Annotated in this window: 12 protein-coding genes; 6 read left to right on the top strand and 6 right to left on the bottom strand. The window is 54.2% G+C overall.

Going from position 1 to position 15,741, the window contains the following annotated elements; genetic code table 11:
• Nucleotides 1-172 precede the first annotated feature (172 nt).
• Complete coding sequence (gene hisA / locus RE6C_RS14995; RefSeq protein WP_008657801.1) at nucleotides 173-901, bottom strand: 1-(5-phosphoribosyl)-5-[(5-phosphoribosylamino)methylideneamino]imidazole-4-carboxamide isomerase; 729 nt, start codon at nucleotides 899-901, stop codon at nucleotides 173-175.
• Nucleotides 902-1,035: 134 nt separating this feature from the next.
• Between hisA and RE6C_RS14990 the strand changes: the two genes are divergently transcribed.
• The 5 genes from RE6C_RS14990 (at nucleotide 1,036) to RE6C_RS14970 (ending at nucleotide 7,139) form a co-directional block, all read left to right on the top strand.
• Nucleotides 1,036-2,604 (top strand): cryptochrome/photolyase family protein, encoded by a 1,569-nt coding sequence (locus tag RE6C_RS14990; RefSeq protein WP_008657800.1) that lies wholly within the window; start codon nucleotides 1,036-1,038, stop codon nucleotides 2,602-2,604.
• A gap of 162 nt (nucleotides 2,605-2,766) precedes the next feature.
• Nucleotides 2,767-3,822 carry a type II secretion system F family protein gene (locus tag RE6C_RS14985; protein WP_081605658.1) on the top strand — a complete coding sequence of 352 codons (1,056 nt, stop codon included), beginning with the start codon at nucleotides 2,767-2,769 and terminating at the stop codon, nucleotides 3,820-3,822.
• Nucleotides 3,794-5,149, top strand: a complete 1,356-nt coding sequence (locus RE6C_RS14980; protein WP_008657798.1) for a GspE/PulE family protein — start codon at nucleotides 3,794-3,796, stop codon at nucleotides 5,147-5,149. Before RE6C_RS14985 ends, RE6C_RS14980 begins: the two co-directional genes overlap by 29 nt.
• 131 nt (nucleotides 5,150-5,280) lie before the next feature.
• Entirely contained in the window at nucleotides 5,281-5,730 is a 450-nt protein-coding gene (locus tag RE6C_RS14975) for a hypothetical protein (RefSeq protein WP_039962141.1), read from the top strand.
• A 32-nt stretch (nucleotides 5,731-5,762) separates the two neighbouring features.
• Nucleotides 5,763-7,139: a PQQ-binding-like beta-propeller repeat protein gene (locus RE6C_RS14970; protein WP_236618234.1), complete on the top strand. Its 1,377-nt coding sequence runs from the start codon at nucleotides 5,763-5,765 to the stop codon at nucleotides 7,137-7,139.
• 66 nt (nucleotides 7,140-7,205) lie between these two features.
• Here RE6C_RS14970 and RE6C_RS14965 read toward each other — a convergent pair whose 3' ends face one another.
• From RE6C_RS14965 to RE6C_RS14945, 5 genes are all read right to left on the bottom strand, one after another.
• A complete protein-coding gene (locus RE6C_RS14965; RefSeq protein WP_236618233.1) occupies nucleotides 7,206-7,958 on the bottom strand; it encodes a PEP-CTERM sorting domain-containing protein in 753 nt (250 codons plus the stop codon).
• A complete protein-coding gene (locus RE6C_RS14960) occupies nucleotides 7,939-10,143 on the bottom strand; it encodes a DUF1559 domain-containing protein (protein WP_008657794.1) in 2,205 nt (734 codons plus the stop codon). Before RE6C_RS14960 ends, RE6C_RS14965 begins: the two co-directional genes overlap by 20 nt.
• The gene (locus RE6C_RS14955; protein WP_008657792.1) at nucleotides 10,136-11,323 is read right to left on the bottom strand and encodes a DUF1573 domain-containing protein; all 1,188 of its coding nucleotides are present in this window, start codon (nucleotides 11,321-11,323) and stop codon (nucleotides 10,136-10,138) included. Before RE6C_RS14955 ends, RE6C_RS14960 begins: the two co-directional genes overlap by 8 nt.
• Nucleotides 11,324-11,534: 211 nt before the next feature.
• Nucleotides 11,535-12,806 carry a DUF1559 domain-containing protein gene (locus RE6C_RS14950; protein WP_008657790.1) on the bottom strand — a complete coding sequence of 424 codons (1,272 nt, stop codon included), beginning with the start codon at nucleotides 12,804-12,806 and terminating at the stop codon, nucleotides 11,535-11,537.
• Nucleotides 12,807-13,328: 522 nt separating this feature from the next.
• Nucleotides 13,329-14,495: a DUF1559 family PulG-like putative transporter gene (locus RE6C_RS14945; RefSeq protein ID WP_008657787.1), complete on the bottom strand. Its 1,167-nt coding sequence runs from the start codon at nucleotides 14,493-14,495 to the stop codon at nucleotides 13,329-13,331.
• Between the two features lie 279 nt (nucleotides 14,496-14,774).
• Between RE6C_RS14945 and RE6C_RS14940 the strand changes: the two genes are divergently transcribed.
• The gene (locus tag RE6C_RS14940) at nucleotides 14,775-15,722 is read left to right on the top strand and encodes a DUF6263 family protein (RefSeq protein WP_008657785.1); all 948 of its coding nucleotides are present in this window, start codon (nucleotides 14,775-14,777) and stop codon (nucleotides 15,720-15,722) included.
• The last annotated feature ends 19 nt before the right edge of the window (nucleotides 15,723-15,741 follow it).

The raw sequence follows: 15,741 nt of genomic DNA, 5'->3' as shown, positions 1-15,741 counted from the left end.
AAACTTCGTTTCAGGAGAGGTACGCCGTGTGTAAATCAGCCGAAAAGCGGCACTTCAAAACCGCACGACCTCCGAAGTTGGGAGAGATCGGATGCGAGCGTTCAGCAATGCATCCGGGTGAGGGCGTAAGCGTGACCCTCGCCAAACAACACTGACCGCCGTATCACGCCGATCAAACGTCGCCAGCCAATCGCACGACCTCACCCAGCTCCATCACTCCATCATAGAGTGACCGACCAACGATCGCGGCGGGCATCTTCATCTCGACCAGTTGCTTGATGTCGTCGTAGGTCGTCACACCGCCGCTGGCGACCAACGGGATGTCGCTCGCCGCAGCCATCTCAGCCAACCCTTCAAAGTTGGGACCTTGCATCATGCCGTCTTTCGCGATGTCGGTGTAAACAATCGCAGCGATGTTTTCAGTTCGTGATCGCAACTCCGTTGCAAACTCAAACGCCGAGACGTCGCTGGTTTCGAGCCAGCCTTGCGTCGCGACCTTGCCATCACGAGCGTCGATGCCCGCGACCAACTTGCCGGGATACTTGTCGCACATTTCGACGAACCAATCCGGATCTTTCAGTGCCCGCGAACCAACGACCAATCGCGTGACGCCGATGTTCAACAACGATTCGATCGTGGCTTCGTCTCGCACGCCGCCGCCCATTTGGCAGGGCAACCCGGTCGCCTCGATGATCCGCCGCACCGCGTCTCGGTTGGCATCCGGACTGTCGCCTCGCGCGGCGTCCAGATCGACCAAGTGCAATCGTTTGGCGCCGGATTCCTGCCAGCGTTTTGCGAACTCGACCGGATCATCACCGAACGTGGTTTGCTGGTCGTAGTCTCCTTGGCGAAGGCGAACCGGTTTTCCGTGACGCAAATCGATGGCGGGCCAAATTTCCATGCGTGGTTCGTTTCCAAGCGTCTTCGAGGACGAAAATTGCGAGTTTGGGGCAGGGCAGAGCAGGGCAGGGTTGCGTCAGCGCTACCGTGAATACGCGTGAGGATAATTCGAGACCGCCGTTTGCTGGACCCGTCATGACAAAAATTCGCCATCTCGTGCTCGTCTTGGGTGATCAACTCAACCACGATTCCGAGGCCTTCACCGATTTTGATCCCAAAATCGATCGCGTTTGGATGGCGGAAAACGACGAAGAAGCCACCCATGTTTGGTGCCATCAAACTCGCCTGGTCGGCTTTTTTAGTCCGATGCGGCACTTTCGCGAGGATTTGATCCAGCGAGGATTCGATGTGCTCTACCACAAACTGACCGGTGATCGGCGAAAGGCTCGCGAAAGTTCATTTGCCAGCGTTCTGCGGAAAACGCTCTCGGCACACTCGGTCGAAAAAATCTTGGTCGTTGCTCCGGGTGACTACCGAGTTCGCGAACAACTCAAATCCACCGCCGAACAGGAAGACGTGCCACTTGAGTTTCTCGCCGACAATCATTTCTACTGCTCGCCCGACCAATTTGACGAATGGGCATCGGGTCGCAAATCGATGGTGATGGAACAGTTCTATCGAACGATGCGAAAGGAACACAGCATCCTGCTCGACGAAGAAGGTGCCCCGGAAGGCGGTCAATGGAACTTCGACCAAGACAATCGCAAGACATTCGGCAAAGGCGGCCCGAAAGAAGTTCCGCCGACGCCCTCTTTCGAACCTGACGCGATCACACGCGAAGTGATCGCGATGGTGCGAGATCGCTTCGAAGACCATCCCGGCAAAGTCGACCGGTTCGATCTGCCCGTTTGCCGCGACCAGGCGTTGGAATCGCTCGATGATTTCATTGAACATCGATTGGCTTTGTTCGGCACCTACCAAGACGCGATGTGGGAGGGCGAGACCTTTCTCTATCATTCGCGACTGTCGCATTCAATCAACTTGCACCTGCTGTCACCGAAAGAGGTCGTCGATGCAGCGGTAAAGGCTTATGAAGACGGTATCGCACCGCTGAACTGCGTGGAGGGTTTTGTCCGACAAATTCTTGGGTGGCGAGAGTACGTTCGCGGGGTCTATTGGAATCGGATGCCAGAGTACGAAGAACGCAACGCTCTTCATTGCGACTCGGAACAAGATGTTCCGCCGTTCTTCTGGGACGGCAACACCGACATGGCCTGCGTCTCCGACGCGATGCGTTTGCTGGTTGACACAGCCTACGCGCACCATATCCAGCGACTGATGGTGCTTGGATTGTTTGCTCAGCTTTTTGGCACGCACCCGTTGCGATTCCATCACTGGCACATGGCGATGTATGCCGATGCGATCGATTGGGTCAGCCTTCCCAATGCACTTGGCATGAGCCAGTACGGTGACGGAGGCTTGATGGCGACCAAGCCCTACTGCGCCACTGGCAAATACATCAACCGCATGAGCAACCACTGCAAGAATTGCCGCTACGATCCCGCGAAATCAACCGGGGACGACGCCTGCCCATTCACGACTCTGTATTGGGACTTTCTCGATCGTCACAAACAGCAGTTTCAAAACAACAATCGCATGACGCTGCAACTGAAGAACATCGAACGAAAAGACTCCTCTGAATGGTCTGCCATCCGTTCGCGTGCAATGAAGATTCGCAGTGGAACGATCAAATTGCAGCAGTAGCGTCAAAGCATCACCGGCATGCGAAGAAAATCATGGAAGCCCGCATTAGCTTCATTCATTCTTCACCGCACACTCACACCGGATTGACGGGAAGAAAAGATGCAACCGCTATCCTGAGGCGGAAATTCAACCTTCCCGCCGAACAAATTCAGGACGCCCCGAGTGTTAAGCAATCGCATCGAAAACCAATCGCTTAGCACCTTGTGCGAGCGCGTCGGTGTGGCCTTCGAAGTCGGTCTCGATCCTCATCGAGTCTTCGAGCGCGAAGCCAAACATGCGAGCACACTGTATGGACGCCGAATGCAATCTGTCGCCGATCAAGTTCGCGAAGGTTCGGCTTTGTCCGATGCGGTTAAATCTCAGGGTAACTACTTCCCCCCGCATTTTGCTGAGATGTTGGAAGGCGGTGAACGATCCGGAAAACTGGACAGAGTGCTGGAAAGATTGGCGGAGTACTATCAGCAACTCGCCGACTTTCGCGGGATCTTCTTCAACTCCATTCTCTGGCCGCTGGTTCAGTTGATTCTGGCAGTCGTGGTCGTGGGGCTTTTGATTTACCTGCCCGCCGTCTTGCTGCCGGATGCGGAAACCAGCCGGACGGATCTTCTTGGGATTGGTCTCACTGGTGAACGTGGGGTGCTGATCTATATCAGCATCGTCCTCACCACCTTAGTTGTTGTCGCGGCGATCACTGTCCTGATCAAGAACGGATACTTTTCTTTCCTCTCCAACTGGGCGGCTCATCTCCCATGGATCGGACGCAACCTCCGAGTTTTCGCAGAGGCCCGCTTCGTCCAAACGTTGGCACTGACGATCGAATCGGGAGTGGACGCTGCCTCAGCCGTGGACCTTGCCTTCCGTTGTGCTGGAACGAAGCAATTCCAATCAAAAGCGAGTCAATCCAAACAAGCCATTTTACAAGGGCACGACCTCCATTCCACGCTCGCGGATAGCCATCTGTTTCAAGAAGAAACGATCGAAGTCGTGGAACTTGGAGAAGCCAGCGGAAGGCTTGCCGAAACTCTGGACAAACACTTCCGCCATCTCAAGTCGCAGGTCAAGAGTTCAATGGCCAAGTTGACCTATGCGGCCTCCGCCGCGATTTGGGTAGCGATTGCGATCGTTCTTGTCCTGATCATCTTCCGAGTATTTTCTCTCTACGTCGACGGGATGGGAGAGCGGGCAACAGATGTCATTCAAGGTCCATCCGGATTTTAACAACGCCCGCATTTCAATCGAATCCGAACTCTCCTCACGCAAGCCAGCTCACGTGATCCAATCGCTCCAGAACATCCTTTCCCCAAACAAGAATGGAAAGCTGCCTCAAGATCATTCCTTGGATGAACAGGTGGCGGCCTCCGCTCAACGCTTGAACAACTTTCGTCCCGAAACGGCTTCTTATGCCACAGAAGTGGTGGAAGAGCTACTCAGATTTGCCGATCAAGCAGGCACAAGCGACATGCACCTGCAGGCCGTCGCCAATGGAATCGATGTTCGGTTCCGCGACAACGGCCTGCTTCACCCCTTGGCGACTGTCGTTGATGGCAGCAAGGTATCGATCGTCACTCGGCTCAAAGTGCTTTCGAATCTACTGACCTACCAAAATGATGTTCCGCAAGAAGGACGCATTGCCGTTCCCGGTGAAGCGGCTGAGGTTCGCGTGAGCACGTTTCCAACGCTGCACGGCGAGCGCGCGGTGTTGCGTTTTTTTGGGCAAGGCTCGCGTCTTCAAAAGCTTGCTGACTTGGGACATACCGAACAAGTTCTGGGACACATCAACGACACGTTGGCTGAAACAAGTGGAGCAATCCTGGTTACCGGCCCGGCAGGAAGCGGAAAATCCACCACGCTCTACGCCAGTTTGCGTCAACTCGTCCAAGCCTCCGGTGGTTGCCGTAGTCTGCTGTCGATTGAAGACCCGATCGAAGTCCCGATCCCCGGAGTCGCGCAATCCCAGGTCAATGCGGCGGCGGGTTTTGATCTGCACACGGGACTGAGGTCGCTGTTGAGACAGGACCCCGAGGTCATTGTCATTGGCGAAATCCGAGACCGTCTGACTGCTGAGATTGCGATCCAAGCCTGCCTGACAGGACAACTCATGTTGACCACCTTTCACGCGGACAGCGCGGCAACCGCGATCAGCCGTTTGCTCGACATGGGAATCGAACCCTACCTGCTGAGAAGTGGCCTGCTCGGGATCGTCAGCCAAAGGCTATTGCGAGCTCTGTGTGAATGCTCCAAGCCCTCCGATGATCCGAGTCAATTCTGCGGGCTACCCATTGGCAATTGCCGCGTGGCAGTCGGCTGCGACTTGTGCCATCAAACCGGTTACCAAGGACGATTGCTCGCCAGTGAATTCCTTTCCCTAAGAGACTCCGAATCGGTGGACCAACTTCTCAGCACGCGAGACAGTCGACAAATCTATCGCTGGGCGGTTGAACGAGGAATGACATCTCTCTGGGAACGAGCCACCGACATGGTTCGACAAGGATTGACCAGCCCGTCCGAAGTACGACGAGTTCTGGGCATGACAATGCGTATCTAAATGTCGCATCACGGAATTGTTTGAGAGTGGCGAGTCACGAACGAGTTGCTTTCATTCAGTCAATCGCCCAACTCCGCGTGCAGTCGTGCATATCGCTCACCCACCCAGCATTCACTGACATCCACCAAGCCATGCCACTCCAGGAAAATGATTTTGATGCCGTCAGCTTGAAACCGGTCACTTCGCGCCCCAACAACTCAGATGCCAAACCGGCGATCGATAGCCAGCCACCAACTCCAAACGCTCGCAACCTCTACAACGAATCCGCTGGCATTTACCCTCTTCAACGCGAGTACCCAACGCTTCGTGCAACACAAAGAATTTTTCGCATTTTGGCCTACGCAACCGTTGCCTTGGTGATCCCTGGGCTGCTCATTCGATTTCTCTGGATCGTGTGGTCCACCCAAAACGGCATTCTCAACGAGGTGGGACAATTCAGCCTGTACGCGGTGGCGAGCTTGTTCGGGATGGTCGCGCTGGTTGGCACACTCCTGACCGCCTCGGAAGGGATCGAACTCGCAATTGACGTCCAAGACAACACACTCCGCATTGCCAACCAGTCAGGACGTCGAAAGCCGTGATGAAACGACGGCACGAAAGTTCAACGATCAACATGAAACGCATCTATCTTCAAAGCACAATCCTGCTCGCGCTCGCCTCGACAGGGTGCTCGCCTGCAGCACCCGAGCCAACCTTCGACGTTCCCTTGGAAGAACCAACGCAGGCGGACCGCCCCAGCGATATGATTGTTGCCGACTATCAGCAATCGGTGAGGCGTGATGATCTCCAAACACAGACGGACTGGCCGTTTTTGTTTGGCCCGCATCGAACCGGTGCGACGCAAGCGTCCAGCCCTGCGGTTTGGCCCGATCAGGGTCCCGCACCTCGATGGGACGTGGAAGTTGGCACCGGATATGGATCTCCTGTGACCGCCGAAAACCGCGTCGTCTTTTCCCATCGCGTCGATGACCTGGAGTGGATTCAGTGTCACGATGCCCAGGATGGAGCGGTCCGATGGAAACACTCGCTGGAGACTGACGCCAAATGCGACTTTGAATACAGCGATGGCCCCTACAGCACTCCGTTAATCGACCTTGAGCGTCGCGCCGTCTATCACTTCAGCGGTTCAGGGACGCTGGTCTCTTTGGACTTCGACACCGGCGAAGAAGTCTGGCGCCGCGATCTTCACGACGAATTTCAGGTGGAACCGGATTTGTTCCCATCCGGAGCGACACCGCTGCTGCACGGGGAACACTTAATCCTTTCCTTGGGCGGAGCCAACAATGACGCGGGAATCATTGCCATCCATGTCCGAGACGGTGAAACCATTTGGTCATGCACGGATCACAAAGCCGCCTACACCACGCCCGTGGTGGCTCAACTATTCGGGCAAGAATTCGCCTTTGTCATGACAGCTGAAGGCTTGGTTTGCCTCGATCCCGCCAACGGAGAAATTGACTGGGAGATCCCCCATCGAAGCCGTGCCCCCATGAGCTACAACTCGGTCTCGCCGCTGGTTTGGAACGACCATGTTTTGATGGTCACCGGCCCCGGACCGGGCGCGGTGTGCCTCCAAATCCTGCCGGATCGTTCCTACGAAGAACGCTGGAAAAACCGACGACTCCTCGACAGCCAATACACCAATCTGCTGCTATCCGATGGCCATGTCTTTGGGTTCACGTCCGCGGGGCAGGGCGGTGCTGAACTGCGCTGCATCGAATTCACCACGGGTGAATTGAAATGGAAGTACCACAGCGTTCTGCGTCGCGCTCAGGGACTGATCGCGGGCGATGCAATGTTCTTTCTCGGAGAACGCGGCCATTTGGCCTCACTGCAACGCAGCGTCGAAGAACCGCGAGTGCTTTCTTTCACCCAACAGCCACTCATGAAGGCCGAATGCTACTGTTCGCCAGCGATTATCGAGAACGGCATCGTGCTCAAAGATGAAGATCGAGTTGCTGTCTACGATCTAGGACCGAGTGAAAAATAAGTGGCATAGGCCACCATTTCAATCCGACACCTTTCCTTTGCTCATTGCCAACCGCCTTCTCCAGAATCAAACCACTTGGAGGCGTTTATCAATCCATCGCCGACCGCGAGTCACAAAGCCCATCGTCGTCAGAGCGATCATCGCGAGAAACGTCCCAGGCTCCGGAACAGCGGTGACCGTACTGAAGGTCACATTGTCGAATTGGAATTGGCGATTCGTCGTTCGCTGATCCCAAGTCAAGCTGACCAACCCAGAGAAGTCTACAGTCGTATCATCTTCAAAGTCAAAGAGAAATGCATCTCGAGAACCTGGATCAAAATCCACGGTAATATCACTAACGATGTCACCATTCAACTTGGTTCCTACGAATTCAACCGAAGTTGACGGAGCAGCCGTCCCAGGCTGAGCGTAACCATAAAGCGTAATCTCATGCATATCGAACGTCTGCCCAACATAAGGATCATCCAGCATCATCGAAAATGAAATACTGCTCGATGCTGCGGATCCAAGTGATGTTGAACCGCTCGCCTGCGAGGGCCAAAGCCCACTCTGATTCTGTGGATAGAGAAAGTCACCGCCTGTAATTGAAAAACGCATCCCTTCGATGACAAACAAGTCACCGCCGTTCACGCTGGGGTTGGTGGCAGGAGGATCGGAGACAGAAAAATCATCCGATTCATCAAAGGTCACAACACTGGTTACCAACGCTGCGGAAGCCGAACTCGCACATACCATGAATAGCAGGATAAAACAAATAGGCTGGGCCACGTTGTACCTTGTGTAGCTCGCCGCATACCAATCAACCGTCTTCATAGTCATCACCTGGTGCATTCACTTGAGTACGCTTTCGAGCCACAACCTGCTCGAGATCTGCGTTTTCCGCCAAACCTAGTTGTCGATTGATCGTTCGGATCGTTGCGAGCGGACTGCCGGGATCCTGCGACTGCCATTCCTTCACACGGGCCTGCACATGCAAGCGATCCAAGGATTCCGGCATCACTTCCAAGGACTGCTCGTACCAGTAGCCCGCTCGGTCACGGGTCCCTTGACGATAAATCCCCGCTGGCAATCCTTCCGACAATTCCCACCACATGTCGCCTAGTGCCAAGAAGTCTTCGGCATCGTTGGCACCTTCCAGATCTCGCTTGGCAACTCGGGAAAGTTTTTCACTTGTTCCGTTGATGACCAGCGGCAACCCCATTGCCCAATCGCCTTTCAGAAAGCAATAAAACCGACCGAGAGCTGATGCCAGTTCCGCGTCATTCGGATTCTTTCGATACTCGGCCACCTTCTCAGCGGCTTGCTCGTATTGCTTGTTCGCAGAAGACAGCTGTGTCTGAAGGATCCGGACAAGCTTTTCAGCGGACGCGTCACGTTTGCCACCTCGGACATTGGCTCGCCGAAACCCTCGACGCTCTTCCTCCACTCGTGGCAAAGCGGAAGCGATCCGGCCAACTCCTTCAAAATCGTTTCGTTTCAAACCTTCTTGAATTGCGACCAACGCTCGGCGGACAAATGCCATCTGACTCGCAGTGTCCTCGTCAACATCATTTCGACGCGAAAACTCCAATAGGCCATCTCGATTGACCTGATAAAGATCGACTTCAAAGGTGGACGCGTGCTGATCCAAAACCGTTTGAAAAAGCATGAAGTCGCCGCTGTCGATCGCCAGATCAATCGCAGCGTTCTGCAGGGCGTAGGCACCTGCGGCGTCATCTGACATCACCAATGATTTCTTCAGGAAATCGTTGCTCAGCTCCGCCTGCGTCTGATTCTGTTTCGCTCGAACCAACTGCTCCCCAAACAACTGCTCGATCCGTTGATTGGAGGTGGCTAAGTCAGGAGATGGAGGGACCGGCAAACGATTTTCACCCCAACTCTCTGCCTCAACCTCCGTATTCTCGACGACCTTGGATGCTTCAACTCGGCCAGAAACCTTCGCTTCTACCTTCGTCTCGCTGCGGGATGGTTTATGTGCAGCAAGCAATGCATCGGGCTCTTTGTGGATGGCCCCCGCCCGCTGCCCATCACCTGACTCATACGTGAACGCGTTGGTCCATTGTTTGGTTGACACCGAATTGGCAACATACGACGGCCAGCCATTCGCCCAAGCAACCAATGTACCTCCCGATCGCAAATCACCGAGCGATCCTTTCAAAGCAGCTAAATCCACCGGTTCGAAGTCGACCGGACGAGTCCATTCGACTGCTAGATCATCATTGACCTCCACGAGCATCAGCGTGTTCTCAATCCCATCCTCAATATTGCGATCGCGCGGGTAACGGTTGTCCCCGAACATGTAGTTTCGATGAGCCGGCAACATCCAATTCGTTTTGCTGTCAAATCGCTCTGGAGAAACCAACTCATCCGGAATGAACTCAATCAGCTCTTTGTTTGGGGAACGATTCCATGGCATGTTGAGATCGAACTTCTCAAATAGATCTTGATGACCGAGATAAGGCAAAATCAAAACTCTCCAAGACAATGTCTTGATCCCAGCCTTCGCTTGCGCCGACGGCGGGTAATGTCCTTTGTCTTCTTTGTATGCCATCAGGGCTTCGGTCAATCGATTGAGATTCTCGACTGCCTTTGCATGACGCTCCGGCTCACTCAGCGAAATCGTGGGCTTTCGATCAGAGACTGGCTTCCAGTCTCCGATTGTTTCTTCCGGACTGTTTGCATCACTGTCTTTGGCTGCCTTCTGCACCGCCGATGTTGTAGCGGCGTTCGCCGTCTCCTTTACCCCTGCTTTGGCGTCGACCACCTTTGATGCGATTGCCGTGCTGACTGGCTGAGTTTGTGCCTTCGCGGACTCCTCTTTTTCGTCCGAACTTTTCGGACGAGCGCGCTGTGCAGCCCGCATCATCAACTCTTCTTTGCTGGGACCACAGCCCCCGCAGCACAACAATTGGCATCCCAACACGAGCGACACCATCTTCCCGACGATGCTGCGAAGACCAACTGGCCGCAAGACGATTCCACTTCCTGAAGTGTTATCACTCATCGTTTGCAACCACCGCACCGATCAAAGGAAACCAATTCGAAAAGTCTTCGTTTTCGGGATCACCGATTTGGATGTACCCTCGCTTCTGATCCAAATTGAAGATGGTGGATGGGATCCCTTTGGGAATGCGAATGGTCAGTCGATAGTCGCCAGAACGACTGGTAGGTTCAATGGATACATCGAGTGATTTTGGACTGACATCCAGAACGCTGAGAGCACGCTCTTCGCTGAAGTGCTTGCGAACAATCAAATGAAACTCGTGCTCTTGGTCGTTCCCGAGTGTGCCCAGCTCAAGGCCATCTCGCGAATGGAGCATGGGTGAGTGAAAACTGATGGGAGCGTGCACACGTCCAGTTAGCTCGACACTTTTTTCGATCACATCTGACTCACCATTGACCAGCAAATGCAGCTTCACTTCGCCTTGAAAACGGCCTGGCTTCTGAGCTCGACATCGGAGTCTGACTTGATTGATGACGGTCGGCTTCTGTTCAGACAAAGACGGCTGTGAGTCGGAAGGAACGACACTCGATTCCCAATCGAATCCGACCAAATCGGACTCGGCACTGACGACTGCGATATCGTCGTGCTGTTGGCTGTAGATCAGAAGAGTCGACTCAACGACTTCACCCGCATCACCGGAGTGGAAAACACCCTTGGCAGGCACAAAGAGCTCGGTCTTCACCACGCCGGTAACCGTTAGGTCGATCACTTCTCGCGTTGGGTCGTTGGTAATGACCCGCGCGGCCTGTTCATATTGTTCGGATTTCTGACCTGTGTTCCACGTCAGTGTGACACTCGTTTTTTCGCCCGGTGCGAGTGTTCCTTTCTGTGCACTTCCAACAGTGCATTTGCAGGTTGTCTCTGCAACGTCAATCGTCAGTGGTCCCGCCCCATGATTCCAAATCTCGAATGCGTGCGAAGCGGTTGTGTGCGGATCGACCAGCCCGAAGTCGTACCGGGTAGATGGCAAAACCGCTTGCGGCAATCCCATCGACTGGGCTTCTTGTCGCAAGGCCTCTTCGCGTTTAATCAACGAAACCTTCTTCTCGTAATCAGCGCGTTCGGCTTTGGAGACGCCATACGGAGCGTAAGTCACGATGGTCGCCAATCCCGTTGAAAGGCCGCCAAGGACAGACGCCAGCAGGATCCCCACAAGCAAAAACTTTCCTGTGATGCTCATCACACTCTATTCTTCAAAGAAAAGGAGAATCAACGAAAATGGAAGCCAAAGCTCGCCATCTTTGTCCGCAAACATTCCTGAACTCGCGCTCATTCGGTGGCATGCCTTGCGTAAAACGGCCACGGCATCCATTGAAAGATACCGTGGCTTGAATGGATGGAACTCGCAATGGTTCCAACTTACGAATCGGATTGTTCAAACCCGAAATGGATCACTCAAAGTTGCCTTTGAAGTAGCCATCGTTGATGAAGATACCGGCGAAGAATTTGTCGCGAGGCATTTCCAACTTGTCGTCGGCGTAGCCAACACCTGAGATCTCAGCAGCGGTCAAACCGGTGACGGGGAAACCAGGATTCAAGAAACCATCAGCGTTACTATCGTTGAAGATTTCGACGTGCCCGTCGCCCATCAGAATATTGCAGCTACCAGCGTGAACGGCGTACCAGTCACGGGTGTCTTGCAAGTAAACACCGTTGCCGCCTGGGCCGGTTGGAGCAGCACACCCAGCTGTGGTGGGTTCGCCACGTTCACAGCTGATCTGCGCGAGCAGAGTTTCGTTGCTACCAATCAAGTCCAAGTTTCCTGCAGTCGCATTCCAGTAGGCAGGTCCGTCGTTGAACGCTTCGGTCAACAACGATCCGCTGGCGATGTACTCGACAGCTTCGGTTTGATTCAGGGCAGTTCCCCAGACGCCGGTTCCGTCGTAACCGAGAGTCGCGGCGAGAATCGCTTCGTCGACGTCACCAGGTGCTGCACAGCCGATGAAGCCAACGTTGCTGCTGCTGATACGGCTTCGCTCCAAGTCGGCGACGCTCATTGGACCAGTCGATCCACCCAAACCTTTGAACCCACCGCCGGACCAAGTGGTCAATTCGCCGGTGCTTGGATCAGCTTCGGTTTTGACCATTCCACGGACCAAGTGCCAAGAAGCGGCATAGTTGGTGTTGTAACCGTTGGTCAAAAAGTAACGAGCGATCAACTCGGCACGAACAGCAGTTTCTGGAGCCGTTCCGCCAAAGGTGGTGGAGCTTCCATCGCCCGAAACGCCTTGCCAATCAGCTTTACCACACTGGCCAGCACTCAGGCGAGCCAGTGGTGCGGCATCTTTGGCGTCCGTGGTGTCTTTCCCGTACAAGTCATTCAGTTTTTCCGAGCCCTTCAATGGGTTCGAAGGGTCCAACGACTCGTTCATGTTGCCGTCGCCAACGTTGACGAGGTCAGCAACCCAACCGTATTCGTCCATGCAACCATCGCGACGGAAGTCCGACGCTCCGCTGCAGAAAGAACCAGATGGAGCACGGTTGCTGTACTTGAACAGGCCGATGCCGATGTTCTTCAAGTTGGCTTGGCACTGGGCTGCACGGGCAGCTTCGCGAGCCTTGGTGATGGCTGGCAACAACAACGCTGCCAACAGAGCGATGATCGCGATCACGACCAACAACTCAATCAGGGTGAAACCTGATTTTCGAAATTGCGACTTCATAGTCTTTCCTGGGATTTTAGTTGCCGAAAGCCGAACGGCTTCGACCTTGTGTTAAAATGGGAGGTGGTGAGTTTGGTGGCGTTTGACCGTTAAAAGCCGACGTTTGTTCCAGCAAACCTCAGCTGGTCGAGCGTCACCGACTCCTTCTTCTTCGGAACGAAACCTAGCGAGCAGAATCTCTTCCAAGCTTCAATTCCATTGCGCGATTGCTATCACGCCCGATCGTCTTTTTTCAATTACCGCGGCGAGTGCCACTGGCTATGGCGAACCTCCTTTCGTTCGAAAAGTTTTCGGCTGTTTGCATCCCTTTGAACTGATACGGGGCTGACAAGACATCCATTTGGTTGGTGTTTTACAAGAAGCCGATAGCACCAACAGGCTTCACAACTTGCATTCATGAACCTTTCACAATCCCTACTCGCAAGCTTCGCAATTCAATCGAAGAACGCCTCTTCTTTCTGAATGGTTCACAAACAAAGGCTTTGCGTTTTTCGCGAAGTGCCAGCTGACTAAAGCCAGCCATTAAAGCTCTTCACCTTTGCTGTTGAGCGAGTAGTAACTTGCCAGTTCGAGGTCGCTGGCTTCGACTTCGGCATCGGTCCAGAAGTTGGCGTCCTTTGGAAATCCGTTGTTGATAAAGCCATCGCCATTGGCGTCATACAGCCCTCGCACGCTTCCATCTGCCATCAAGACGTGACAAACACCGCCATGGTGACTCGACATCCCGCGGTAATCTTGCCGTGTGTCGTGATTCCAAATTCGCAACCAACCTGAAACGCCTTCGCGTGGCGTGCTCGCCGGGATCACTGGCTCTTCCAGATAGTTCGGGTCGGTCTCTTTGTGCAGAATTGGCTCACCGACGATGGGAGTCACATACGGCGTTCCAGATGTCAATTCGCCGACGTTGCCGGATAGCTGGCCAATGGGCGATGCATCACAAAGAAGCGGAACTGTGCTGCTGGGTGCCTTCGCGGTGTCCAAGAGACGAGTTGTCAATGGACCACGGGTCACGTTGAGCGACTTCAAGTCATTGGTTGTGCATGCAGAGTCTCTAGGTTTGGGCTGACCATTTTCATCCAAAATCACTTCACTACGGACCAGGAACCACGACGCGGCGTAGTTCGTGTTGTAACCGTCTTCCAGCATTTTTCGTTCGATGTATTCGACTCGATCCGTTGGACTCGCTTCGATCAGGCGAGCCACATTCTTGATCACCGTGCCCATTTCGTCGGTGTATTCCTCGGTTCCCAGTTGATCGACGCAATCGTTGCTCGCCCAATCCGATTCGTTATCGACGAGCAAGTGTTCGACGGCGCTGCTCGCCTGAGCGGACGTGCTGGTGCACCGCATTTCGCTCACCAACACGCCGCGTCGCACCAGATCCGCCACCCATCCCACTTCGGTGGGCACACCATCACGACGGAAGTCGAACGCACCTGAACAAAACTCACCGTTGGGCGCGTTCACGGTACGGCCGGTCAAACCAACTCCGAATTGCTTCAGATTGTTCTGACACTGAGCGGCTCGCGCGGCCTCACGTGCTTTCGAAACAGCGGGAAGCAACAACGCTGCCAACACACCGATGATCGAAATCACCACCAACATTTCAATCAACGTGAATGCGGCGTTGCCTCGTACAACCATTGGCTGCTTGAGCGAAGATTCAAATTGGCGACGGTTGATGGACATGTGAACGAAGACCGTGGAGGAGGATGAGACAAGAACCCAGAGAGGGATACTCGCGCTGCTCCACTTTTCGCATGGTCCGGCGAGGCTTCAACGTCAAAAAAGAATCGACCGACAACCTTCACGAAAAGGATTGGCTGGCCTTCATCAGAAATTCACCGACGCCGAAACTCATCCACTTCGGTTGCGAACTATTCCACTGGCGGCGAACGACGGGATTTGGTATTGGCGACCACCGTTGGACCCTTCCCACCGATAAAACTCTGACTGGAGCCCACCACGATGTTGCTGCGAATCCCTTCCACGTCCCGTCGCCTCGCTTTGATTGGACTGGCCTGCCTGGGAACACAGAGCGTTCTGGTACCCCAATCGATCGGCAACGCAAAAGAACAATCGGTTCTGGAACAAGCCGAAGATGCATCCGGTGAAACCTACTCGCTGAAACACTCGCTTCAGCCCGGGCAAACACTTCGCTATGAAGTCACCCACGTTGCCAAAACAAAGACTCGCATCAATGGGTCCGAAGAAATCGCGAATGTTCACACCAAGAGCAATCGAGCTTGGACCGTCGCGGAAGCCAATGATTCCGAAATGACGTTTGATCACTCGATTGAATCCGTCGCCATGACCCAGCAAAATGGCGATGCGGATGAAGTTCAATGGGACAGCACAACCGGCGAAGAACCACCGAAAATCTTCAGTGTTGTCGCTTCGCAAATCGGGACTCCGCTGGCAACCGTGACGATCAACAAGCAGGGCCAAGAAGTCCGCCGGGAAGATCATGCCGGCTCCAAGTCCTCGCTGGGCATGGGGACGCTCGCGCTGGCACTGCCTGAAAAACCCGTCAAGATTGGCGAATCATGGGCCGTCCCGACGGAAATCAAAGCCCGGACCGAAGATGGCTTCGTCAAGCAAATCAAAATCCGCCAGCTTTATACGCTGAAGAAGGTCAAAGCGGGTGTGGCAACACTGAGCGTGAAAAGCGAAACCTTGACCCCGATCGAAGAAGAATCCTTGCGAGCACAAGTCATCCAGCAACTCAGCAACGGAACGCTGCGTTTCGATGTCGACAACGGCTACTTGCTCAGCAAAGAACTGATCTGGGACGAATCAGTCGTTGGCTTCCAAGGTCCTGGCAGCATGATGGAATACCGAGCCAAGATGACTGAGGAACTGCTGCCCGCAGACAGCTCCACGACGGTCGCGTCGAAGAAGAAAAGCCAACGCTGATCGCCGCCCTGGCAAGAGC

This window comes from Rhodopirellula europaea 6C, assembly GCF_000338295.1.
In the GTDB taxonomy this organism is placed as follows: domain Bacteria; phylum Planctomycetota; class Planctomycetia; order Pirellulales; family Pirellulaceae; genus Rhodopirellula; species Rhodopirellula europaea.
Note: the sequence above shows the minus strand (reverse complement) of the source record. Positions and strands in the feature narration are given on the sequence as shown.